This is a genomic window from Ferruginibacter sp. SUN106 (assembly GCF_050611765.1).
Classification (GTDB): Bacteria; Bacteroidota; Bacteroidia; order Chitinophagales; family Chitinophagaceae; genus Ferruginibacter.
This window is the reverse complement of sequence record NZ_JBODJC010000001.1, coordinates 318320-342040: the sequence shown is the minus strand read 5'-3', so window position 1 is coordinate 342040 and position 23721 is coordinate 318320. Positions and strand designations below refer to the sequence as shown.

The window sequence follows — 23721 nt, the reverse complement described above, 5'->3', positions numbered from 1 at the left end:
AACTATTTAAAGAACTTCAATAAACTTCCCAAAAACCAACTCTCATCTGCTTTTATCATCACATCCAGCATTTTATCTGCCTGCCCGCCAAATTTCCTGATGCCGGCAACGGTATCTAAAAACTGTTTGGTATCCTTATCTTTTTTATCGCCTTCCACTTTTTCCAGCTGGCTTAATAATTTAAGCATCGGATCCAGTTCTCTCTTTTTTCTTTCCTTAATAATTTGCGTGGCTACTTTCCAGATATCTTTTTCGGCACTGAAAAATTCTTTACGTTCGCCTGGTATCAGCACCCTGTCTACCAATCCCCAATCTACCAGGTCTCGGGTATTCATATTTACATTACCACGGCTGATGTTGAGTTGCTCCATAATATCATCCTGTGTTATTGGATCGGGGCTGATGAGCAAGAGCGCATGTATCTGCGCCATGGTGCGGTTGATACCCCAATGCGTACCAAAGGCGCCCCAACTGCTGATAAACTGTGCTTTTGCTTCGGTCAATTTCATGATGAATGATTTATAGCACAAAGATAAACCATTTATTGAATTTTCAAAACTTATTGAAAATTAATTTTCCCGTACATCAAAAACTAATGGCTGTACACGGTAAGCATTTATTTTCTTTCCGTTTTTAAGTGCCGGAATCCATACCGGAGAGCTTTCAATTACGCGGATGGCTTCTTCATCCAGCACCAGTTCAACAGATTTCCGCATATACACTTCCACACATTTACCCAATGTATTCACCGTAAACCCAACCCTGACTTCTCCGCCTTTGGCTGACTCACTACCTGCATCGGGATTAATATTTTCTGAGAGGTATTTTATCCAATCTCTGTTACCTCTTTTAAATGTTGCTTCTCTTTCGCCTCTGGTGCTGATTTTTCCCTTCAACTTTTCTTCTTTAACCGTATCAGGATTAATTGTTTTTATTAACACACCGGCTTTATATTTTTCCTCTTTTATAACTTTTGCAGTGTCATCAAAATAATACCACTCTTTTTCTTTTACATTATTTTGATAATAACCACTGATCGTTATTCTTCCGTTTACATCATATTCATAATAGCTTCCCTGTAAAACAGTAAATGTAGAATCAGAAAAAGTTTCCACCTTTTGTAATGGCCCGGCAATTTTGTAATGAAGTTGTTGTAAATATCCGGGGTATTTTTTTATCGCAATAAAAGAATGGGCTGCTGCCCTGTTTTCAGTAACCCCGTTTTCGCCTATTAAAACCTGTTTTAAAATTTGCTGTGAAAAGGAGATCATCCCAATAAAAATACCTGCAAAAAATAATACTGTTTTTTTCATATTTTACCGGTTATTTTTAAGCAATCAAGATATTAAAATATTACAAATAAAAAAAGCGTCCCGCTGTTAGTGGGACGCTTTCAATTATGCTTTTTAGAGCAATTATACCAGCATCGTAACCGGGTTCTCTAAATATTTCTTTAATGTTTGTAAGAAGGCAGCGCCTACAGCACCGTCCACACTTCTGTGATCGCAACTCAATGTCAGCTTCATAATATTGGTTACACCAAAGCCATCGCCTTTCTTCACCACTTTTTCCTTAATAGCACCAACAGCTAAAATAGCACTGTCAGGTGGATTGATGATGGCAGTAAATTCTTCAATATCCATCATTCCTAAATTAGAAATGGTGAAGGTATTGCCACTGAATTCTGCAGGCTGCAATTTTTTATCTTTTGCTTTACCGTACAGTTCTTTTGCATCGGCAGCAATTTGTGATAAGCTCTTCTGATCAGCATAACGAATTACCGGAACAATCAAACCTTCGGGTAATGCCAATGCACTACCAATATGGATATGATGATTCTGACGGATAAATTCTCCCATCCAGCTGCTGTTTACATCAGGATGTTTGCGTAATGCCATGGCACTCGCTTTTATGATCATGTCGTTGAAAGAAATTTTAACCGGACTTACTTCGTTCATAGCTACCCTTGCCGTCATTGCATTATCCATGTTAATTTCCATGGTTAAATAAAAATGCGGTGCACTGAATTTGCTTTCGCTTAAGCGGCGGGCAATTACTTTACGCATTTGAGTAAGCGGCACATCGGTATGGCCTTCTGCACCACCTGTGTATGCAGGGGCTGTGGCTGCTTTTACAGCTGGTGCTGCAACTGCCGGTGCTGCTGATGGCACATAACCATCTACATCTTTCTTGGTCACTCTTCCCCCATCACCGCTTCCACTAACTTTACTAATGTCGATACCTTTATCTGCAGCTAATTTTTTTGCTAAAGGAGAAGCTTTTACCCTGCCATTTGTTGCAGCTACCGGTTCGGCAGCTACAGGCTGAGTTGTTGCAGGTGCGGCCTGCTCTTGCGGTTGAACACTTGCCGTTTGCGGCTGCCCTGCGTTTGCACCTGATTTTTCTGCAGCCACATAAGCACTTACATCCGTTCCTGCTTTACCCACAATGGCAATGATCTCATTGATTTTAGCAGCTTTGCCTGCTTCCACACCCACGTATAATAAAGTACCTTCTTCATATCCTACTACTTCCATGGTAGCTTTATCAGTTTCCACATCAGCTAATACATCGTCGCTTTTTACAAAATCGCCCAGTTTTTTATTCCAGGAAACGATCTTGCCTTCTGTCATAGTATCACTCAATAAAGGCATCCTGATTTCTTTTGCGCCTGCAGGTAATTCCACTTTTGCTGCAGCCGGAGCTGTCGTAGTTGATGCAGGAGCAGCCGCTACCGGTGCCGCAGCCGCAGGGGCTGCTTTAGCAGCGCCTCCATCAGCATCCAGTAAACTTTTATAGTCTTCGCCTTCCTTACCCACAATAGCAATGATCTGGTTAATTTTTGCAGCTTCGCCAGCCGGAACTCCTATGTACAATAACACACCATCTGCATAGCCTACTACTTCCATAGTGGCTTTATCCGTTTCCACGTCAGCAAGAGAATCGTCACTTTTTACTTTATCGCCTACTTTTTTATTCCAGGCTACTATCTTCCCTTCTGTCATCGTATCGCTCAACAGCGGCATGCGTATCACTTCTGCCATATATTACTTATTTCTGATTTTTTATGAATTGAGGTTCGAAATTAATGCAAAAAGAGGAAATGAACGAAAAAGTTACAGGTTACGGGTTTGTTTTGTTTTTGATTGTTAGCGATCGAATTACATTTAAACACTTCGCAAACAATCAAAACCCGAAACTCATAACCTGAAACTGGTTTTTAATAATCCAACTCTAATTTTAAGCGGTCTTTTAATTCTTTCACCAACGGGTATTCTTCAATAATTTTCAGGTATTGTTCTTTGCTGGTTAAAGTTTTTTCTGATGGCTGGTAGTCGTACTCTTTTTCAATAATAATTACAGTATACACCAGCTGCCGGTTACAAAAATGCGTTTGCAAATGTTCAACCAGATCGGCCCTTTCCTGCTCAATAAATTTTTGCTGGATATTATTTTCTGTTACAATTTCAATCGTGTTATTATCAATGATCTTCAGTGTGGCCATTTTAAAATTGGTAACCGCCGAATGATTTTTTCTGCTGATGAGCCGCTCAATAAATATTCCCCAGGCTACATACAATTCTTCCTCAGTTAACTCCTTGGCCACAACACCGGTATTTTTATTTTGCTCTGTAACCTGCTGGCGGATCTTTGCCAGCGAAGCAATGCCGCCGGTTTTGGGTTGAGGAATTTCTGTTGATTGTTGTGTGACTGCAGCAGGCCTTTTTGCTGTGGTCTTTACCTCCGGCTCTTCAATAATTAATTTTGCCTCCTGTGGCTTTACAGCTTGCGGCTTTTGGGTTGCAGCCTGCATTTCTTCCTTAACTCTTATTATGGGTACCGCCCTGAAGGCTACTGGTTTTGTTGCCTCAACTACTTTTTTTTTACTAACAACACCATCATTGTTTACCAATTCAATGGCCTGTTGCAAATAACTTAGTTTGATGATGGTTAATTCCACCAGCAATCTTTTGTTACGTGCCTGCTTATAATTTATTTCTGCTTCGTTTAAAAGATTGAGTGCACCTATCAGCCAACCGCCATTTATTTTTTGTGCGGCCTGTAAATATTTCTGTTTAAAATCTTCGGCCACCTCAAGTAGTATTGCTGCTTTGGCATCTTTACTTACCAATATATTCCTGATAAATTCTGCAAATCCTTCCAGCACGGTATCACCTTCAAAGCCCTTGCGGTTAATTTCATCATACAGCAACATGGCATCGCTCATGTTTTGCTGTTGCATAAAATCTAAAAACTTAAAATAATAATCTTCATCTAAAATATTAAGGTGCTCTAAAGTATTGCTGTACGTTAATTGCCCGTTGGTAAAACTTACAATCTTATCCAGGATGCTTAAAGAATCCCTCATACAACCTTCGCTTTTTTGTGCGATGATATGCAGTGCGGCTTTATCGGCTTTTATTTCTTCCTTATCACAAATTTCCTGCAGGTGTTCTACCGTATCGTTGTTGGTAATCCTTTTAAAATCGAATATCTGGCAACGGCTTAAAATGGTAGGTAAAATTTTATGCTTTTCCGTTGTAGCCAAAATGAATATGGCATAAGGCGGTGGTTCTTCCAGTGTTTTTAAAAATGCATTAAATGCAGAAGCACTCAGCATATGAACCTCATCCACGATATACACTTTGTATTTACCAGCCTGTGGTGCAAAGCGCACCTGCTCTACCAGACTGCGGATATCATCCACCGAGTTGTTACTGGCAGCATCCAGTTCATGTATATTTAAAGAAGTACCTGCATCAAAGGAAACACAGCTGTGGCAAGTATTACAGGCTTCGCCGTCTTTAGTTTGATTTTCGCAATTGATAGTTTTGGCTAAAATTCTTGCACAGGTGGTTTTACCCACACCCCTTGGACCACAAAATAAAAAGGCATGCGCCAGCTGATTATTTTTAATGGCATTTTTTAAAGTAGTGGTAATATGTGCCTGGCCCACAACGGTAGAAAAATTTTGTGGCCTGTATTTACGTGCTGAAACGATGAACTTATCCATGATGGTCAATGGTCAATAGTAAATGGTCAATCCTGAACTTTTGTAATGCTTTAAGCAAATCTAAAATCTTAAATCTGAAATCTCAAATCAAATTAATATCGGGTGGCGCTTAAATTCTTTTGTTCTGTCGAACAAATAGCGGTAAGTGGTAAGGTTGCGGCTGCGGTAGGTTTCGCCAATGCTGTCTGCAATATTCAGCATTTTAGGGTTAAAATCTCCTATCCACTGCATTTCATATTTTTCGTAACGTGGGCATTTAGTGGTCTGAATTACTTTGGCAGATTCTGCAATGATATATGCATCCACCCCCTTTCCCTGCCATTCGGGCACAACTCCAAATACAAGCCCGGTAAATTTATCATTGGCCTTAAATTTTTTCAGCCACAGGAATTTTAATTTTTGTAAAAGGCCGAATTTACCGTCGAGATGCTTAAACCATTGGTTTAAATCGGGCAGGTTTACAAACATAGCCACAGGATCATTTTTATAATAGGCAAACCATACCAGCTTTTCGTCCATCACCGGCTTCATTTTTTTAAATGTAGCCAGCACTTGTTTTTTATCCAGCTGTTTTAAGCCTCCGTGTCCTGCCCAGGCCTTGTTGTATACGGTAGCAAAATCTTCGGCAAATTTTTCCAGCTGGTCTTTTTTAATGGTGGCAGAACTAAAACCGCCTAGTTTTTCCAGCGCATTATGCCGGTCCCATACTTTAGCTACTAATGGTGCCTGTGGCTCCATCCCAAAACATATCTGGTTAAAGAAAGGCTTAAAACCGTAGTTTTCCAAAAGGTTAACGTAGTATGGCATGTTATAATTCATGCAATACAAAGGCTCGTGAAAACCTTCGGTAACTAATCCCCACCAGCGGTCCCGTTCTCCAAAATTTATCGGCCCATCCATGGCTTCCATACCCCTATCCTGCAGCCATTTTTTCCCGGTATCTAATAAAAGCGCTGCGGCTTTCTGATTATTGATACATTCAAAAAAGCCAATACCACCCACTACCACATCGTCGCCTTTGTTCTTATATTTTTTATTGGTAAATGCTGCAATACGGCCAATTAAATTTCCTTTTTCGTCTTTTAATATCCAGCGCTCCGCTTCTCCAAAGCGAAAGGCCTTATTCTTTTCGGTACAAAAAACATCATTGATATCCTTATCCAGCGGACGGATCCAGTTGGGTTCATTTTTATAGATAGCTACTGCTACTTGTAAAAACTGCCGGGCAGTTGTTTTATCGTTTACCGGAATTAATTGCATATCGGCAAAAATAGGGATTAAAGCCTTTTAAAATTATCAGCCAATTGTTAAGCCCCAAAACAAAAGCCCCCGAACTATCCGGAGGCTTCTTGTTGCTCATGCTTAAAAACTATTTTGCCTTTACTCTTATTGCTACACGGCGGTTTTGGGCCTGCCCTTCTTTGGTATCATTGGGTTGTAGCGGCCACTGGCTGCCATATCCTTCGGCACCTACAATATTTTGCTTCGGGGCTCCTAATTTTGTTACCATACCAGCTACGGCTTCGGCTCTTTTTTGAGAGAGGGGAATATTCACAGCATCTGTACCGCTGTTATCGGTGTATCCGCCAAATTTAAACCTGGCTGCAGTATATGCTTTTGCAATTGTTACAATGTTCTTCAATTGCGCCATCGATTCATCAGTTAATTCTGTGCCGCCTTTTTTAAAATGCACATTCGTTAATTCAAACCAGTCGCCTTTTACGGTATCCACAGCTTTGTCTTTGTCATTTAAGAAATTGATCAATCTGTATTCGGTACTGTTTTTACCTACAGTTAATGCGCCGCCATTGTTGGGTAAATCAATAGTAGCCATTTCGCCGGCATCATATATCCAGTCGCCGGTTAATATATCCAATTTGCCCGGAGTAGCAACTACTGTATTTTTTATATCGCCTGTGGTTTGTTCAGTTTTATTTGCAGTTGTATCTGTACCATCTGTAACTTTATCTGTGCTATTATTGCAACCTTTGCCAAATAAATACCAGGCCAGCAGCGCCGCAAGAACTAATAAAAGCAAGGGTAATAAAATACGCAGTACGCTACCCGATTCCTTTACTGTTTCATTGGCGTAATTGGTGGCACTTGATTTTACGCTGGCGCCAATATCGCTCACTTTACCCCCTGCATTACCCAATACGCTGCTTAAACTTAAACCAGATGGTATTGCTGCTGCAATATTGTCTTTTTGGCTGCTTAATAAAGAAGCAATACCAGTATTATTAGAGTGTTTACCTAATAAACCCAATACAGCAGGAACTGCCATACTTAATAATGATGTTGCAGAAGAATTTCTGATGCCTGAAAAATCAGAGATCAGGCTGGTGATGCCATCTACTTTATGACCAAACAAATTGCTTAATAAACCGGCACCTTTATTTAAAAGACTGCCACTGTTGTTACCAAAAAAACCAGCCAGGTTATCTAAAACACCGGAATTATGTTGTTCGCTAACCAGGTTAGCAACCGAGGCAGCGCCGCCGTGTGTTGCAGCTTTATCGGCTAAACCGCTGATAACAGTGGGTAAAATACCGCTTATGGCTTTGGAAACACCTGTTTCGCTTTCGCCTAAATAAGCACTCGCCTTGCTTACCAGTTCGTCGGTAAAAAGAGCTTTTGCTGCATCAATGAGATTAAATGACATCTTATTTGTTTTAAGTTTTAGTTAATAAGTGGTAGATTGAACCCTATACAAAAGGGTTGCACAAACCATAAAAAATCGGTTAAACCGGTTGCAGTTACGGGTAATAAGCAACCCAACCTCCCACAACTGCATTTCGCCATTAATCAAAACACACCGTATTTTCACTATCTTGAAGTTTAGATTTGCACTATGGGTAAAATAAACGTAAGATATTGGGCTTGCCAGATACTGGGCTGGGGTATTTTCAGCCTCATTCATATCTATTTTAACCTGGTTGTTTTTAAAGAACAGTTTGACCAGCATGGTGGCGATACAGAGTACCTGATCAGTATCGGTATCTTATTCTTCTGCGGCATTATATCCACCCATCTTTTAAGAACAGTTATAAAAAAGACACACTGGCTAAGGTTTTCCTTCAACCGGCTTTTCCTGGCTTTTATTGTGGGTATTGTAGCTACTGCCCTGATATTTTCTTACGGCGGTAATGCCATTGAAAGCAGCACCAATTATTCATTTGATCATTATATCCAGAATTTTAAACTGGAAAAAGCTAAAAAACTGGAAGCCAATGCCGGACTTGATAAAGTGGCCTATTACTCCACTACGCCGGTAAAGGATTCGCTCAGTTTGAAAACTATTTCAGACATCAGGAAAAACACCGGCTGGCACCGCAATACCCAGGGCAGCTGGAAATATGAAGACAAGACTGTACCAATACAGATCTACCAGAATATTTTACTGGTAGCGCTTTGGTTTTTGATCTATATCGTGTATCATTATGTTGATAAAAACCGAAAAGACCAGCTGGACCGGCTAAAGCTGGAAAGCACCGTAAAAGAGCTGGAATTAAAAACAATAAAATCACATATCAATCCGCATTTTATTTTTAATTCATTAAACAGCATAAGGGCATTGGTGGATGAAAACCCCGGAAGGGCAAGAACCGCCATTACCGAACTCAGCAATATTTTACGCAGCAGCATGAAAGCCGAAAAAGCCGAAACTGTGTCTTTGCAAAGAGAACTGGATATTGTAAAAGATTATCTTGCATTGGAACACATGCGCTTTGAAGAAAGGCTGAATGTAGAAATGGATATTGACCAGGATACATTGGGGCAACAGGTACCCCCGATGATGCTGCAAACGCTGGTGGAAAATTCTATTAAACATGGCATCAGCAAATTAGTGGATGGTGGCATAGTGCGTATTGTGGCCGACTTTAAAGGCGATAACCTGGAATTACTGGTACAGAATACCGGCCAGCTTAATGGTAACCTGAATGGCGATGGCTTTGGTATTAAAAGTACACAGGACAGGCTAAACCTGATGTACCAGGGCAAAGCCCATTTTGAAATAAAGAACCTCAATGGCAATATGGTGGAAAGTAAAGTAACAATGCCGGTAACCATTTAAAATAGTCAATATTAAATAAAGTAAACACTAGTATGCAAAAAGCTGTAATTATTGATGATGAACGTTTGGCAAGAAATGAACTAAAAAAATTGTTGCTTGAATTTCCGGAGATTGAAGTAGTGGGTGAAGCTGCCAATGCTAATGAAGGGCTGGAAAAGATTGAGAACCTTTCTCCTGATTTAATTTTCCTGGATATACAAATGCCCGGCAAAACCGGTTTTGACATGTTGCAGGAATTAGAAAAAGCACCACATGTAATCTTCACTACCGCTTACGATGAATATGCATTAAAAGCTTTTGAAGTAAATGCATTGGATTACCTGATGAAACCTGTGGAGCCAAAACGCCTGGCAGATGCTTTACAAAAATTACAACAGGCCGAAGAAAAAGAACTGGCTGCAACAATGGCCAGCATTAACCGTGGTATGCTTACCGAAGCCGACCAGGTTTTTGTAAAAGATGGCGAACGCTGCTGGTTTGTAAAACTGGGCGAAGTGCGTTTGTTCGAAAGCGTGGGTAACTATGCCAAAGTATTTTTTGGCCCCAACAAACCATTAATCTTAAAATCTTTAAACGCCCTGGAAGAAAGACTGGATGAAAAAGTTTTTTTCCGTGCTAACCGCAAGCATATTGTTAACCTGCGCATGATCGAAAAAATTGAACCTTATTTTAACGGCGGCCTTTTATTGGAATTGCATGCCGGCGAAAAAGTGGAAGTAAGCCGCAGGCAGGCCGTTAAGTTTAAGGAGATGATGAGCTTATAATAATGGATAATTAAATAATTAATAATTGATAATGAAGAAACTTATTCTAACAGCTGCAGCAGGCTTTGTATGCCTGCTTTCTTTTGCACAAAACATTGATAAAATTATAAACGCTGCTGAAGTGGAGCGGATTGAAAAAATATTATCTGCTGATGATATGCAGGGCCGTAAAACTTTTACGCCGGGTATTGATAAAGCAGCGGATTTTATTGCCGGAGAATTTACAAAAAGCAAACTCCAGTTTTTTGGTGATAGTAAATCTTACTTCCAGGAGTTTATTATGACCAAAGCAAAACCTGTTGAGATAAAAGGTATGCTGGACAATGATTCTTTAACGATGAATAATATTGCAGCCAACACCACCTCTGCAGAAATCAATATCAACTCGTTGAAAGATTATGAAGTAGTGGTGGTTAAAAAAGACGATGATTTTTCAAAAGTGGTGTTCCCCATTTTTGATATGGAAAAGAATGTACTGGTGCTGGTAGATACTGCACATACCAGGCGTTTTAAAGGAATGCAACGCTTTGCAGGCAATGCAAAATTTCAATCTGGTGTATCACAGGTATTTGTTTTAACGGCTAATCTTAATCCGGCAACTATCAGCCTGCACATCAAAAATCAATTGACAGAACAACACCTGAAAAATGTAGTGGGTGTATTACCGGGTAAAAGTAAGAAGGATGAGTATGTGGTATTTGCCGGGCATTACGATCACTTGGGAATTGGTAAGCCGGATAAGAATCAAGACAGTATTTTCAATGGCGCCAATGATGATGCCGCAGGTACAACTGCAGTAATGATGCTGGCAAAATATTTCAGCGCCCAAAAAGAAAAGAATGAACGCACCATAATTTTTGTAGCTTTTACTGCAGAAGAAATTGGTGGCTTTGGCAGCCGTTACTTTAGCAAACAATTGAATGCTGATAAAGTAATGGCAATGTTTAATATTGAAATGATTGGCACCGACAGCAAATGGGGCAATAACAGCGCTTACATTACCGGCTACGAAAAAAGTGATATGGGTAAAATATTACAGGCCAATCTTACCGGCTCTAAATTTCATTTTGAACCCGACCCTTATCCCAAACAAAATTTATTTTATCGCAGCGACAATGCTACCCTTGCAGCATTAGGCGTACCTGCACATACTATCTCTACTTCTAAAATGGAAGAAGCCCCTAATGATGAACCTAACTATCACAAACAAAGTGATGAGATTGGCACCTTGGATATGAACAATATGGCCGAGATCATTAAAGCCATTGCTATCAGCAGCAAGACTATTGTTAGCGGTAAGGATACGCCAAGCAGGGTGGAGAAACAGTAAGAGAGTGTTCGGAATTTGTAATTGGGAATTGTGTTAGCCCCGGTCGGTGTCTTCACCGACCGGAATGCTGAACCATTATAAGCCACATAAAGCTTAGCTCCAGGCCGGTGTCTTCACCAACCAGGGCTTTATAAAAATGATCTCCCTTTTATCCATGATTGAAATTTTTGACGATATTAGAAAACTATACAAATTCAAAAGTCCTTGTGAGGAGTTGTCAGATTATATTGAGTTTTTTTCAGAGACTTCTCTTGATGCCACCAATCAATACATCAATACCGAAAAATTTACTGTAAAACTTTTCCCTAGTTATACACCTACAATATGGATCAACCTTGGGTCGCCCTACCGGTTAAGCAATGGCAGGAAACAGGTTTGTATTGATGCCCACACGGATATCCTTTTACTAAGAAATAATATCGTAGAAAGAACCAACCTGCGTACGGATAATATTTTTACTGTAAAATTTCATCCCGGTGGTTTTGAAGCCGTGTTTGGCATTGAACAAAATAAGATCGGTAATGCTATCATCAATATCAACACCCTGTTACCTGCTGATTTTCTTTGCAAGCTAAAAAAACTGGATGCTTTTGAAGAGCGGACAACAATGCTGCAGGAATATTTTTTACATCTCTTGCAGGTGCAATTCCGGGATAATTACCTGTATCAAAAAGTATGGAAGGCAGTGCATACTTTTCAAAAATCTGATATGTCGTACAGCAATAATAAACTTGCCGGCGAACTTGCACTTACAGATAAAACCATGTACAGGTATTTTAAAAGTATCATCGGTATTGCGCCTAAAAATTATTTTTCCATAGTAAGAACAAGAACTGCACTCACGGCTTACGTTTCCGATAAAGAATTATTTTCTCCTTACCATTTTGGTTATTACGATATGAGTCATTTCAGAAAAGCAGTAATACAATTTACCGGGCAGCCATTATCACAATGCCATTCCTGATTTTGTCCGGTTTTTACCCTCTTTGTTTGTACTGCCAGCATAAATTGCAGTACAAACAAAATAACATGAAGCCTGTTGTTCTATTCCTGTTTTTCCTATCATGCATTATACAAAGATCTTTAGCGCAAAACTATACGCCTTCAATTGAACCATGCCCTTGTCTTATTAAAATTGACAGTGGCCTGGTATCAAAATGCGGTTACCTGGTAGTACCGGAAAACAGGCAGAAGCCAGCAGGGAGACAAATAAAAATACCTTTTGTATCAGCAAGAAAACCAGAACAGGATGCAGCAAAAAACTTCACGCTGTATACTACGGGCGGGCCAGGGTACAGCACCATCGCTAATTTCGACAGCATCCGCTACAGATCGGATTTTTTAAAATTTGGTGGCTTTATTGCATTTGATCAGCGGGGCACTAAACTATCACAACCCTGCCTGCAATGTGATGAAATAAATGTAGCCATTAAAAGAGCTTACAAAGAAAACTTATCCAAAGATAGTTTGGAACTGGATGCTGTAAAAAAATGCCGCAACAGATTAGCAACACAAGGCATTGACTTATCGGCATACAATACCATTGAAAGTGCCGCAGATATTAATGACTTAAGATTGGCACTGCATCTTGATTCATTGAATTTATTGGGCATTTCATACAGCGGAGGCTTAATGCTTACAGTAGTAAGAAATCATCCTGCAGCTGTAAAATCTTTGATATTAAATTCGCCACTACCCGGTTACGCTAATTACGAGGAAGATGCTTTGTTTAATATTAACGAAGCACTTAACCAGGTATTTGATAATTGCGAAAAAGATTCAGGCAACAATTTGCAATACCAAAATTTAAGAGAACGGTTTCACCAGTATTTTACAGCTATTAATGGAAAAGTTTTTACAATAGCTTATGCTGAAAAAGATACGCATGACAGCTTGCAGTTACACTATACAAAAAATGAATTGTTAGATGCTGTGATCAACAGGATAAACAACAGCCAGTTAAAAACAGTTCCTTTTGTAATAAACGAATTGATAAATGGCAACCACAAAAAATATATAACAGAAGTACTGGACGATAATTTTAGCGGCAATGGAAATTTATCACATGGTATGCGCTACTCGGTGTATTGCAGCGAACAAATTGCGTATGCCAATAAAGCACTGGTAAAAAAACAAGAGCTGATGCTGCCCTGGCTTTCGGGTTATCCATTCAACAATGTAAACCATGCCATATGCAGTTGCTGGAATGTAAAGCCCGAACCTCCCGTAGCTAAAACAGCAGTGTATTCCACTATTCCTGCATTAATATCCGCAGGTGATGCCGATCCCTGGTGCAGGCCATTTTATAACAGGCTGATAAAAAGATATATGCCCAACAGCCAGTTATTAATTATTCATAACCGGGCACACGGCTCTGGATTTGGTGTAGATGGAATTGATTTTGTAAAAATGTTTATGGAGAACCCTTATAAAAAACTTATCTCCACTTCAAAGAATGTGATAGTTGAATGAGATGAGTGAAAAAGAGAAATTTTCCATTTCCTGGCAGGTGAAGACACCGGCCAGGACCAGTTTAATTAATAATTATTTTCTGCGAACGCACCTCGTCCCTGTTTTTTATTTGCACTACATAAACACCTGCTGCAAGATTAAGCAGGTTAACCGGAATTTTATTATTGGTACCAGTAAAATTAAATTCCTTTGATAAAACAGGTTGTCCCAATTTATTAAATACCCGTACTGTTACTTTGCCGGTAAGTTCAGTTGGCAATGTAAAATTGCCGTGGCTGGGATTAGGGTATGCGTTACCGGCTTTTACAATTGCAGGATCGGGTACAGTGGCCACACAATTTTTTAACTGATCGCCATAAACAGCAATACCATGTATATTCACGCCCTGGTTAGCACTGGCAAAAAAGGAATCCACCACTTTGCCGCTGGTAATATCAAACTTATACATCGGCCCGTAAGAAGCTAAGCCTCCCGCCCAGAAGCTTTTTCCATCGGGTGTGCCCCCCATTCCAAAAAAGCCGCAGAGGTTGGCAGGTGCATACGATTTTACAATGGCGCCGCTCTTATTCAGCCGTAATATCCTGTTATCCGCAGACACCACTATCATACTACTGTCTGGTAAAAGCCGCATGGCAAAAAGCCAGGTAGGTATTCCTGTAAGGTCGGTAAAATTGGAAAGCTGCTGACGGGTAACAACATTATAACGTTTTACTCTTTCTTTTAAGTTGGTGTAATAAACAATACTATCATTACAATCCATTTCCACCCATTCGGGGCCATGCACAAAATTATCTGTTGATACGGAGTAATGATCGAGTATGGCTGTACCTGCAGGATTTATTTTTACTATTACCCCATTCCACAGATCGCCGATATAACCATTGCCCTTGCTATCAAAGGTTATTGATGTAGGCGCCTGCTGGTAGGCAGAAATATCAATAGCATTCCCAACTGTTCCATCTGTATTAATTATTCGTATGCCATTGGTGCTGTTGGCAGTGAGGTTGGAATTGGTAACCCATAATTTGCCTGTTAGCGGATGAATACGTAGGCCCGTTCCATTGCCATTTCCTCCTCCATCGCCGGTAATAATATTTTTTATCAATGTTCCATTGGCATCACGCCATTGTATAATGCCGCCACCCTGGCCTAAAAAAATATCTCCGGTTTGAAATTGGGTATGCTGCGCTGTTGCAGAAGTACAAGTGAGCAATAATACCGCAATAAAAAAAGAAACAGGTAAAGATCTTATCATGCAGTAGTGCTTTGGCGAAATAAAGAAGTGGGTTAAACTGCAATGAAATTAAAAAATATATAAGAGAATTGCAAGTAATTGCCAATAAATAGAGAAAGACCATTAAAAAACACTTTCAGATTAACAGCCGCATTGCTGAAAAATAAAAATAAAAATCCATGCAATGATTTATGCATTTTTATTGTCATTTGAAAAATTATAGCATAAAAGGAAATTGAACTGCCATTTATAAACCAACCAAAAAGCAATGAAAAAATCTCTACTCTTTTTATTACTGTTCCTTTTAATGGGTACAACAATATCAGCTCAATACAAAAACATTGAGATACATGCCAGTAATAATCCTGAAGAGCCTTCAATAATCATAGATCCCAAAAATCCTGCAAGGTTGGTGGCAGGCGCTAATCTCAACAATTACTATTACTCTAGCGATACAGGTAAAACCTGGTCCAAAGGATTTCTTTCTTCACCCTATGGCGTGTGGGGCGACCCTGCCATCAGTGTAGATACCAATGGACATTTTTTCTTTTTCCATCTGTCTAACCCTGTTCCCGGAAACGGTTCTTTTATTGACAGGATAGTGGTACAAAAAAGTACCGACCAGGGCAGTACCTGGAGCACGGGAACTTTTATGGGTTTAAATGGCACCAAACAACAGGATAAACAATGGGCAGCTATTGATAGAAGGAACAATGCTATTTATGTTACCTGGACAGAGTTTGACCGCTATGGCAGCAGTGCGCCAACTGACAGCAGCAGGATCATGTTCTCTAAATCTACCGACGGTGGTAATACCTGGAGTACTCAAAAAAGGATCAATAAAAAATCGGGCGACTGTATTGACGGCGATAATACGGTAGAAGGTGCAGTACCTGCTGTTGGCCCTAACGGGGAGATCTACGTAAGCTGGGCCGGGCCAGATGGCCTCGTCTTTAATAAATCACTGGATGGTGGTAACACCTGGTTAGCTGCTGATAAAATAATTACGCCAATACCCGGCGGCTGGGATTTTGATGTGCCCGGAATTTACAGGGCCAATGGTTTGCCCATCACACTTTGCGATGTAAGTAACGGGCCAAACAAAGGCACCATATACGTAAACTGGAGTGACCAGAGAAATGGGGTAACCGATACCGATATATGGATGACAAAATCATCGGATGGTGGCAACACCTGGTCTGCCATAAAAAAAGTAAATGATGACACCAAGGGAAGCCAGCAATTTTTTACCTGGATGACAATCGATCAGTCTAACGGTAATTTATATACGGCTTTTTACGACAGAAGAAATTATACTGATCTGCAAACAGATGTGTACATGGCTTATTCTACCGATGGGGGCAATACTTTTACCAATGAGCGAATAAGTGAAACACCTTTTGTCCCGGTAAGCACCGTATTCTTTGGTGATTACCTTAACATAACAGCGCATAACAATATCGTTCGCCCTATCTGGGGCCGTATGGATGTTAATGGTGTTTCCCGTGTATTTACTGCACTTATCAATAACCCTGTGGCAAATGCCGGCAACAATGGCGGTAACGTATTACAACAAAACTATCCCAACCCTACCAGTAACCTTACGTTTATCGCATTCAAATTACACAACGCACAAAATGTAAGTATTTATATCTACGATATGTCGGGCAAACTGCTGGCCACCCCTTTAAAAAATGCTTTTATGCCCGAGGGACGGAATGTAATTCCAATTGATTCTAAAAAATTATTTTTAGCTGCCGGCACATATGTCTACACTTTGCAAACAGAAACAGAAAAAATCTCTAAAAAATTAATTATTCAATAATAATGGCAAGGCAGTTTAATTATTATTTTCCCTTAGTCGGTGTCCTCACCGACCAAAATGTTTCAGCATAATGATGTTATGTCAAGCACAGGTATCTCAAATTGATTAAGTTCTTTTTCCCGTTCGGTGAAGACACCGACCAGGGAGTGAAAAAAATTAATTATTCAATAATAACGACAAGGGAGTTTAATTATTATTTTCCCTTAGTCGGTGTCCTCACCGACCAAAATGTTTCAGCATAATGATGTTATGTCAAGCAACGGTATTTCAAATTGATTAAGTTCCTTTTTCCGTTCGGTGAAGACACCGACCAGGGAGTGAAATCCACTTTATTTTCCCTTGGTCGGTGTCTTCACCGACCGAAATGTTTCAACATAATACTGCCACTTAAAGTACTGGTATTGTAAATTCATTAAATCCTCTTTCCCGTCCAGTGAAGACACCGGCAGGGAGTGAAAATTTTCTCGTAGCCGTTGTTTATTCTAAATACTTTTCAATCTCCTTTTCACTCAGTTCTGCTCCAAGTATTTTTCTGTTCCCATCAAGCCAAAGTGCAAAAGGAATAGATTGTACATAATAACTTTTTGCCAGGCTATTATTCCAGCCTTTTAGATCGGATACATTTATCCACGTCATCTTATCATTCTTTATTGCAGTCTGCCACGCTTTGTTATTGTTATCAAGCGATACACTTATAATTTCTAATCCTTTGCCGGCATATTTTTGATATAGTTCCACCAGTTTTTTATGTTTACTTCTGCAAGGTGAACAATCACTCGACCAGAAATCGATCAGCAGTAATTTTTTTCCTGTTACAGAAGAAAGCGTAATTTTTTTTCCTTTATTATTTTTCATAGTAAAGTTGTCAAAGAAAATGTCAGTTTTAATTTTCTCTTTGCGTTTAAAATAATTCTCCAGTTGTTTTGAGTTGGAATCATTTTTCTGATCGGTTGATAATAAGGCCTGGTAGGCCAGTACAGCCTCGTCGCCTATAAAAGTTTGTGATAGCCTGATCATTTCAGGCAAAGTTTTAGACGTGGGAAAATATTGAAAGATGCTGTCAATATAATGCATGGCAAAATTTTTCTGCTTCAACATAGTTTCTCCAACAGCGTCGCCTTTGATATAATACCGTGGCTGATTAAACCCATAATTGATTGTAGCATCCTGTGGCCCTTTAAATCCGGGCATCCTGAATAAATAGCCCTTAACACCTTCCCTGGTTATCTCTTTACAATGGATAGTGTATTCACCGGGTTCCAGCCACAGCCCATCTGCACCCGAACTATCCGTTTTTATTAATGCAAAGCCCACTTCATCAACGGTACCTTTTATTTCAAATTTGCCGGCGCTATCAACAGGTGCAATAAATTGCCCGGCCCTGCTGCTTAAAATAACAGACCTGCTTTTTGATAAGCGTTCTATCGTTCCTGAGATGGTAAAATTATTTTGTGATGACACGGTACAGGAAGCTATACTGCACAACGCAGCAATAATTAGTTTTTTCATTGTAATTATTTAATTGTTATCAATAAATATTTGTAATTAACCGGCTTTAAAGATTCGCAAAGCCTCTGCAACTATTTCTTTTTTATTCCGGGATATGGGTACTATTGATCCATCTTCTAATAATAACTGGCTGCCATTTTCTTTTATCCAGCTTTTTACCTTGGCTGTATTGATTACATGCGATTGATGGCAGCGGATAAATCCATACTCTTTCAGCAACTCTTCATATTCAAAAATGGGTTTTGACACCATGATCATTTTGCCATCCGTTAAATAAAAACTGGTGTACGAGTTGGAAGATTCGCAGCGGATGATCTGCTCCGGCTTTACAAACCTTGTTTCTTTTGCAGTAGTTAATGCCAGCCGGTGTTCATTTTTTTCTTGCTTGTGTTGCAATAGTTCCATCAGGTTTTGCAACTGAAGGTTTTGCATTTTCATTTTACTTTTTACTACCGCTTTTTCAACAGCAATTTTCAGTTCTGCTGTATTTACAGGTTTTAGTAAATAATCTATGGCCGAAAATTTTACCGCCTGTATACCATACTGATCAAACGCTGTGACAAAAATAATTTCAAAACTATATTGTGGTAACGACTGCAACAAGTCAAAACCATTCTTACCCGGCATTTGTATATCCAGGAAAACAATATCGGGCTGGTATTGTAAAATAATTTGCTTTCCCTCATCTGCATTCAATGCATGTGCCGTTATCACTACTTCAGGGCAATGCTTTTGCAGCAAACCTTCAAGGTTATCAATATTATTTTTTTCATCATCAATAATTACAGCCCGTATCATAGCAACCAGTTTTTAAACAATAAGTTGATGTTTGTTCCTTTGACAGAACTGTCAATTACCATTTCAATAGATTGTTCTTTTAATATTTTATTCAGCAAACTTATCCTGTCATGCGTTAGCTTCATACCATAGCCATTTGTTGCTGCACCGGTATCAAATCCTTTGCCATTATCTGTAATTATTACCAGCATATCAGAAGCATCTTTTTTGAAGTTGATGTTTAAATTACCTTCCTTGTATAAAGAAGCTATCCCATGCTTTACCGCATTTTCCACCAATGGCTGCAGTAAGAGAGCTGGTACATCAATGGCATTTTTATCAATAGCACTATCTGTAGTAATGGTATATGTAAATCCAAAACGAAGCTGCTCCAGGTTCAGGTAGCTTTCCAGCATTTTTATTTCAGTAGTTAAACTGATCATCTCATTACTGCTTCCCTTTAATGAGTCACGCAGTAAGGTGCTGAACTCTGATAAATATTTATTGGCTCCTTCTGTATCGTTTTTAGTGATCAGACTTTGGATGGAACTTAATGCATTAAAAACAAAATGCGGATTAAATTGCGATCGTATAGATTTTAATTCTGTTTGTGTTTGATGTTTTTGTAATGCTTCTTTTTGCAACTGCAGTTTTTGCCTTCTGGATTTAAAAAACAACAACACAAAACCTATCAATCCAATAGTAAGCGCTACAGCAATTATTTTAAAAGCCAATGTTTGATGCCATGCTGCTGCAACAGTAAACTCATATACAAAAACATTTGGTCGTTGTATACTGTACCTTATTTGTAATGCATATTTACCAGGTACCAGATTTTTCAACCAGATCAGGTTCAGATCAAAATCATTAATTTTCCAGCCGCTGCTTTTTCCATCCAGCACCAGGTTGTATTCAATGATCTCCTTTGTTCTGATTTTATCATCCAGGTAAAAAATAAGATTGTTCTCTCCCGGTTTAAATTCTTTTTGTAATACTAACAGGCTGTCCTTTGTTTTTCTTTCTTCTACTGTTTGTAGCATCAAAACATCATTTTGCCATTGCGTTTTAAAAACAGCCAGGAATGATTGCATATTATTGGTAGTAAATACCCCTAACACTGATGGTGCCCTGTTTATCCAGAGTGCTGATATAGAGGCTACGATATTTTCTGAACCTGATTTACCTTGTAAAGTATTCAGCTCTTTTAACGGATTCTTTTTTCGCACCTGGATTGTAAGGCTGTTACCAAAGCCCGTTTTAAATTGTCCCAGGTAAGCTACTTCTGTTTCATCTATACCATTTGGACTAATGAAAAAGTAAGGCTCACAAAACAACTTCACCCGCTGCCATGTCAGTATCTCTTTAGTTTTATTTTCCAGCACCCTGAATTCATAATCAGCAGCATTCTGTTGAGTTATTCCATTAACCGTAACAATAATGCCTGATGAATCAAACACAGGTATGGCAAATTTTCCGGCGTATCCTCCTGCTGGTACTTCCATAATTGCTGAAGAATCAAGATTAAAATTCTTTAACTCAGGCAATTTTTCATGCGCCATTTGCCTGGTGACAGATAATTTATTAGAAGAAAAAACACCGATTGAAATAACCGGGTTATTTTTTAGCATCGCAGCGTTTCTCGGACTGGAAGATGCTGCAAACTGTTCTCTTATCAGATCACCATTCAATTCCCCTTTAAATAATGGATGAATACTATCTACTATTATATTCTGACCCCATAAAGTAAAGCTTGTGGTAATTAATACCAACAGGCAGGAAATAATTTTCATTTTTAAAGTTGGCTTGCTTTTCATTCTTTAACAAAAGAAGGAAAATTAATCAGCTTTGGCAGGGCAAACTTTGAATAATGTGCAAATGAATTTGAATTGAGGAGGGATAATATGATCTGACCGGGTTGATAATGGTTGCATTGCAGTTGGCGAAGACAAATAACAGTGAAAAGTTTAGTACTTATCTATTTTGCAGATTATATTTTATTAATAGTGTTTAAACCCGATTTTATTTCTTGGTGGCACTGGCTTAGCCTGTTTTTCTATTAATTCTTTTAATACAGTAAAGATATTCTCAATATCCTTACTGTTTCCTTTCACTTCCTTTTCAAGTTTTGAAAGATGCACCAATATTTCATTATGCGTAAGTGCATACTCTCTCATTTTAGAAAAAACCCTTATTATCCTGATATTTACTTCTATGGCAATGTCGCTATTTAAAATACTTGATAGCATAGCAACTCCCTGTTCTGTAAATGCATTGGGTAATTTCCTTCTTCCGCCCCAACTTGATATCGCATTTTGCGACTTCAAGTGTTCGTATTCTTTTTGAGTAAGGGTAAACATAAAGTCTTTGGGAAACCGGTTTAAATTACGCTTTACCTGCTCATTCAAGCGTCTTGTTTCTACTTTATACATCGTTGCTAAATCTTCATCAAGCATTATTTTTTGATTCCGAATTACGTATATCCGATTCAATATTTTTTGTTCCATCACTAGCGTCTGTAATTCTTCCTTCGCCATAGCAATATTTTTTATTTTTAAATTACAATAGGTAAGATGATACCAAAATAGATAGGAGAAGGTTTGCGGTCGTTGCAATATCGACCTTATGGATTGTGTATTAACGTAAAAAATAACAACAATTAAAATCAAGCTTTCACCGGCACACTATGCACCGCTGCGGCCATTTCTTTAATTAAGTTGGGGTCTTTTTCTATAGCATTGCCCACCACAATTACATCGGCGCCGGCTTTGCAGTTAAGATAGGCTTTTTCAGGTTCAATGATGCCGCCACCAATGATCAGTGGCACGTCGATGGATTTGGAAACCTTGGCGATCATATCTTCGGTGATGGCTCTTTTGGCGCCACTACCGGCATCCATATAAATCAATTTCATGCCCAGCATTTCGCCGGCCATGGCCGTACACATAGCAATTTCATTTTTATCGGAAGGTATAGGAGTGGCATTGCTGATATACGACACCGTTGTAGGTGCGCCACCGTCAATCACCATATAACCCGTAGGCATAATTTCCAGTCCGCTTTGTTTTACAAATGGCGCACTGATTACGTGCTGGCCAATCAGCAGGTCGGCATTGCGGCCACTGATTAATGAGAGGTACAATAAAGCATCGGCATATTTGCTTACCTGGCTGGGGCTACCGGGAAAAAGAATGGTTGGGATAGAACAGTTTTTTTTGATCAGTTGCAGGCATTCGTCCAGGTAACTGGAGATAACAAGGCTGCCACCCACCAAAAAATAATCCACGCCGGCAGCAACAGAAAGCTGTATCAATTGCTCCATATTATCATCAGTCACCTTATCGGGGTCGATGAGTACAGCAAAAGATTTTTTGCCCAGTTGTTTTCGTTCGGTTAGTGAATTATAAATGCCTTTGGTCATTCCCTGTCTGATTGATTGCAAAAATGTAAAAAAAAATCGTCTTACCGAAATAATAGACGTAAATAAGGCGATTCCGGATGCAATTTCCTTCTTTTTATCGGTAAATTTGTGATAATGACGGATATATCTGCCGAGATAAAATTTAAAACGGCCCGGAGTGGCGGCAAAGGGGGCCAGAATGTGAACAAGGTGGAAACCATGGTGGAAGGCTATTGGCATGTGGAAAGCTCAGCTTTATTTACCTACGAACAAAAAGCACTCATCAGTAATAAGTTAACCAACAAGATCAATTCGGAAGGTTTTTTGCTGGTAAAAAGCCAGACCGAACGCAGCCAGCTGGGCAATAAGCAATTGGTGGTAACAAAAATGAATGAGCTGGTGAATAAAGCCCTTATCGTTCCTAAAAAAAGAAAAGCCACCAAACCAGGCAAAGCTGCAAAAGAAAAAAGAATTGAGTTTAAAAAGAAAGTGGGCACTTTAAAAGATTTCAGAAAAAAGATAACGCCTGATAAATGGTAATGGCAACGCTAAAAAAAATATCCGTATGTACAGTAGCCTGCCTTGTGGTGATCATTTGTAGCAGTGTGAATCGTCAGTCGTCAATCGTGAATGGTAAATGGGCTACTCAAAAAAAAGGGATCGTAAAGATCTGTTTTATTAATACGGTTAAAAATATGCCGCTTGTTTTAGATAGTATTGCCTACAAAAACCCTTTTGGTGAAGAGTATCATATAGCAAGACTGAAATATTATATCAGCAATATTGCACTGCACAACGCATCGCAGCAATTTGCCGAAACCAACAGTTATCATTTGATTGATGCAGCAGACAGCAATTCTTTAAGTTTTACTATTGATGCTACAGCCGATACGTACAACAGCATTTCATTTATAGTAGGTGTAGATAGTTTGAAAAATGTAAGTGGTGCACAAAGTGGTGCACTCGATCCTGCCAACGGTATGTTCTGGACATGGAACAGTGGTTATGTAATGTTTAAGTTAGAAGGCAATTCTCCGGCTTCAACTATTATTAATCATAGAATAGAATATCATATTGGTGGTTTCAGCGGTGCCGACAATGTATTGCAAACTATCACATTGCCATTGCAAAAAAAATTAAACATAGAAGAAGGTAAGAACAGTGAAATTATTATTATGGCCGACCTGGATAAATTATGGCAAGGTGCTACCGATTTAAAAATTGCCACCACACCTGCTACCATGACACCAGGAACATTATCCAAAAAAATTGCAGCTAACTATAACAGGATGTTTACCATTAAAGAGGTGCTGAACAAATAAAA

Annotated in this window: 19 protein-coding genes and 1 pseudogene; 8 read left to right on the top strand and 12 right to left on the bottom strand. The window is 39.2% G+C overall.

Going from position 1 to position 23721, the window contains the following annotated elements:
- Positions 1 to 2: 2 nt before the first annotated feature.
- The 6 genes from ACQ334_RS01315 to ACQ334_RS01290 form a co-directional block, all read right to left on the bottom strand.
- Positions 3 to 509, bottom strand: coding sequence for a GbsR/MarR family transcriptional regulator (locus ACQ334_RS01315; RefSeq protein ID WP_430986349.1), 507 nt, complete (start codon positions 507 to 509; stop codon positions 3 to 5).
- 60 nt (positions 510 to 569) lie between these two features.
- The gene (locus ACQ334_RS01310; protein ID WP_430986348.1) at positions 570 to 1313 is read right to left on the bottom strand and encodes an energy transducer TonB; all 744 of its coding nucleotides are present in this window, start codon (positions 1311 to 1313) and stop codon (positions 570 to 572) included.
- 102 nt (positions 1314 to 1415) lie between these two features.
- On the bottom strand, positions 1416 to 3044 hold the full coding sequence (locus ACQ334_RS01305; RefSeq protein ID WP_430986347.1) for a pyruvate dehydrogenase complex dihydrolipoamide acetyltransferase: 1629 nt from the start codon (positions 3042 to 3044) through the stop codon (positions 1416 to 1418).
- Between the two features lie 176 nt (positions 3045 to 3220).
- The gene (locus tag ACQ334_RS01300) at positions 3221 to 5014 is read right to left on the bottom strand and encodes a DNA polymerase III subunit gamma/tau (RefSeq protein ID WP_430986346.1); all 1794 of its coding nucleotides are present in this window, start codon (positions 5012 to 5014) and stop codon (positions 3221 to 3223) included.
- Between the two features lie 87 nt (positions 5015 to 5101).
- Positions 5102 to 6274, bottom strand: coding sequence for a hypothetical protein (locus ACQ334_RS01295; protein WP_430986345.1), 1173 nt, complete (start codon positions 6272 to 6274; stop codon positions 5102 to 5104).
- Positions 6275 to 6383: 109 nt separating this feature from the next.
- Positions 6384 to 7676, bottom strand: a complete 1293-nt coding sequence (locus ACQ334_RS01290) for a DUF937 domain-containing protein (RefSeq protein ID WP_430986344.1) — start codon at positions 7674 to 7676, stop codon at positions 6384 to 6386.
- A gap of 189 nt (positions 7677 to 7865) precedes the next feature.
- Here ACQ334_RS01290 and ACQ334_RS01285 point away from each other — a divergent pair, with 189 nt between their 5' ends.
- The 5 genes from ACQ334_RS01285 (at position 7866) to ACQ334_RS01265 (ending at position 13655) form a co-directional block, all read left to right on the top strand.
- A complete protein-coding gene (locus ACQ334_RS01285; protein ID WP_430986343.1) occupies positions 7866 to 9089 on the top strand; it encodes a sensor histidine kinase in 1224 nt (407 codons plus the stop codon).
- 32 nt (positions 9090 to 9121) lie between these two features.
- Positions 9122 to 9853, top strand: coding sequence for a LytR/AlgR family response regulator transcription factor (locus ACQ334_RS01280; RefSeq protein ID WP_430986342.1), 732 nt, complete (start codon positions 9122 to 9124; stop codon positions 9851 to 9853).
- A gap of 31 nt (positions 9854 to 9884) precedes the next feature.
- Positions 9885 to 11183 (top strand): M28 family metallopeptidase, encoded by a 1299-nt coding sequence (locus tag ACQ334_RS01275; protein ID WP_430986341.1) that lies wholly within the window; start codon positions 9885 to 9887, stop codon positions 11181 to 11183.
- 136 nt (positions 11184 to 11319) lie between these two features.
- Positions 11320 to 12147 (top strand): AraC family transcriptional regulator, encoded by an 828-nt coding sequence (locus ACQ334_RS01270; RefSeq protein WP_430986340.1) that lies wholly within the window; start codon positions 11320 to 11322, stop codon positions 12145 to 12147.
- 65 nt (positions 12148 to 12212) lie between these two features.
- Positions 12213 to 13655, top strand: a complete 1443-nt coding sequence (locus ACQ334_RS01265) for an alpha/beta fold hydrolase (protein WP_430986339.1) — start codon at positions 12213 to 12215, stop codon at positions 13653 to 13655.
- A 61-nt stretch (positions 13656 to 13716) separates the two neighbouring features.
- On the opposite strand, the gene ACQ334_RS01260 is transcribed toward ACQ334_RS01265, so the two are convergent.
- A complete protein-coding gene (locus ACQ334_RS01260; RefSeq protein ID WP_430986338.1) occupies positions 13717 to 14910 on the bottom strand; it encodes a T9SS type A sorting domain-containing protein in 1194 nt (397 codons plus the stop codon).
- A 247-nt stretch (positions 14911 to 15157) separates the two neighbouring features.
- Between ACQ334_RS01260 and ACQ334_RS01255 the strand changes: the two genes are divergently transcribed.
- Entirely contained in the window at positions 15158 to 16714 is a 1557-nt protein-coding gene (locus ACQ334_RS01255) for a T9SS type A sorting domain-containing protein (protein WP_430986337.1), read from the top strand.
- A 477-nt stretch (positions 16715 to 17191) separates the two neighbouring features.
- On the opposite strand, the gene ACQ334_RS01250 is transcribed toward ACQ334_RS01255, so the two are convergent.
- From ACQ334_RS01250 to ACQ334_RS01230, 5 genes are all read right to left on the bottom strand, one after another.
- The gene (locus ACQ334_RS01250; protein ID WP_430986336.1) at positions 17192 to 18223 is read right to left on the bottom strand and encodes a thioredoxin-like domain-containing protein; all 1032 of its coding nucleotides are present in this window, start codon (positions 18221 to 18223) and stop codon (positions 17192 to 17194) included.
- 36 nt (positions 18224 to 18259) lie between these two features.
- Positions 18260 to 19021 carry a LytR/AlgR family response regulator transcription factor gene (locus ACQ334_RS01245; protein WP_430986335.1) on the bottom strand — a complete coding sequence of 254 codons (762 nt, stop codon included), beginning with the start codon at positions 19019 to 19021 and terminating at the stop codon, positions 18260 to 18262.
- Complete coding sequence (locus ACQ334_RS01240; protein ID WP_430986334.1) at positions 19018 to 20790, bottom strand: sensor histidine kinase; 1773 nt, start codon at positions 20788 to 20790, stop codon at positions 19018 to 19020. Before ACQ334_RS01240 ends, ACQ334_RS01245 begins: the two co-directional genes overlap by 4 nt.
- Before the next feature lie 207 nt (positions 20791 to 20997).
- Positions 20998 to 21534 (bottom strand): ORF6N domain-containing protein, encoded by a 537-nt coding sequence (locus ACQ334_RS01235; protein WP_430986333.1) that lies wholly within the window; start codon positions 21532 to 21534, stop codon positions 20998 to 21000.
- 128 nt (positions 21535 to 21662) lie between these two features.
- On the bottom strand, positions 21663 to 22418 hold the full coding sequence (locus tag ACQ334_RS01230; RefSeq protein ID WP_430986332.1) for a geranylgeranylglyceryl/heptaprenylglyceryl phosphate synthase: 756 nt from the start codon (positions 22416 to 22418) through the stop codon (positions 21663 to 21665).
- Between the two features lie 129 nt (positions 22419 to 22547).
- Here ACQ334_RS01230 and arfB point away from each other — a divergent pair.
- Both arfB and ACQ334_RS01220 read left to right on the top strand, forming a co-directional pair.
- Positions 22548 to 22937, top strand: a pseudogene (gene arfB, locus ACQ334_RS01225) (alternative ribosome rescue aminoacyl-tRNA hydrolase ArfB); the annotation flags it as partial.
- Positions 22937 to 23719, top strand: coding sequence for an MbnP family protein (locus ACQ334_RS01220; RefSeq protein WP_430986331.1), 783 nt, complete (start codon positions 22937 to 22939; stop codon positions 23717 to 23719). The pseudogene arfB and the gene ACQ334_RS01220, both read left to right, overlap by 1 nt.
- Positions 23720 to 23721 lie beyond the last annotated feature (2 nt).

Bases quoted from the DNA above. Each gene is read 5' to 3' on its own strand.
- ACQ334_RS01315 (WP_430986349.1), bottom strand. From the start codon at position 509: ATGAAATTGACCGAAGCAAAAGCACAGTTTATCAGCAGTTGGGGCGCC.
- ACQ334_RS01310 (WP_430986348.1), bottom strand. From the start codon at position 1,313: ATGAAAAAAACAGTATTATTTTTTGCAGGTATTTTTATTGGGATGATC.
- ACQ334_RS01305 (WP_430986347.1), bottom strand. From the start codon at position 3,044: ATGGCAGAAGTGATACGCATGCCGCTGTTGAGCGATACGATGACAGAA.
- ACQ334_RS01300 (WP_430986346.1), bottom strand. From the start codon at position 5,014: ATGGATAAGTTCATCGTTTCAGCACGTAAATACAGGCCACAAAATTTT.
- ACQ334_RS01295 (WP_430986345.1), bottom strand. From the start codon at position 6,274: ATGCAATTAATTCCGGTAAACGATAAAACAACTGCCCGGCAGTTTTTA.
- ACQ334_RS01290 (WP_430986344.1), bottom strand. From the start codon at position 7,676: ATGTCATTTAATCTCATTGATGCAGCAAAAGCTCTTTTTACCGACGAA.
- ACQ334_RS01285 (WP_430986343.1), top strand. From the start codon at position 7,866: ATGGGTAAAATAAACGTAAGATATTGGGCTTGCCAGATACTGGGCTGG.
- ACQ334_RS01280 (WP_430986342.1), top strand. From the start codon at position 9,122: ATGCAAAAAGCTGTAATTATTGATGATGAACGTTTGGCAAGAAATGAA.
- ACQ334_RS01275 (WP_430986341.1), top strand. From the start codon at position 9,885: ATGAAGAAACTTATTCTAACAGCTGCAGCAGGCTTTGTATGCCTGCTT.
- ACQ334_RS01270 (WP_430986340.1), top strand. From the start codon at position 11,320: ATGATCTCCCTTTTATCCATGATTGAAATTTTTGACGATATTAGAAAA.
- ACQ334_RS01265 (WP_430986339.1), top strand. From the start codon at position 12,213: ATGAAGCCTGTTGTTCTATTCCTGTTTTTCCTATCATGCATTATACAA.
- ACQ334_RS01260 (WP_430986338.1), bottom strand. From the start codon at position 14,910: ATGATAAGATCTTTACCTGTTTCTTTTTTTATTGCGGTATTATTGCTC.
- ACQ334_RS01255 (WP_430986337.1), top strand. From the start codon at position 15,158: ATGAAAAAATCTCTACTCTTTTTATTACTGTTCCTTTTAATGGGTACA.
- ACQ334_RS01250 (WP_430986336.1), bottom strand. From the start codon at position 18,223: ATGAAAAAACTAATTATTGCTGCGTTGTGCAGTATAGCTTCCTGTACC.
- ACQ334_RS01245 (WP_430986335.1), bottom strand. From the start codon at position 19,021: ATGATACGGGCTGTAATTATTGATGATGAAAAAAATAATATTGATAAC.
- ACQ334_RS01240 (WP_430986334.1), bottom strand. From the start codon at position 20,790: ATGAAAATTATTTCCTGCCTGTTGGTATTAATTACCACAAGCTTTACT.
- ACQ334_RS01235 (WP_430986333.1), bottom strand. From the start codon at position 21,534: ATGGCGAAGGAAGAATTACAGACGCTAGTGATGGAACAAAAAATATTG.
- ACQ334_RS01230 (WP_430986332.1), bottom strand. From the start codon at position 22,418: ATGACCAAAGGCATTTATAATTCACTAACCGAACGAAAACAACTGGGC.
- ACQ334_RS01220 (WP_430986331.1), top strand. From the start codon at position 22,937: ATGGCAACGCTAAAAAAAATATCCGTATGTACAGTAGCCTGCCTTGTG.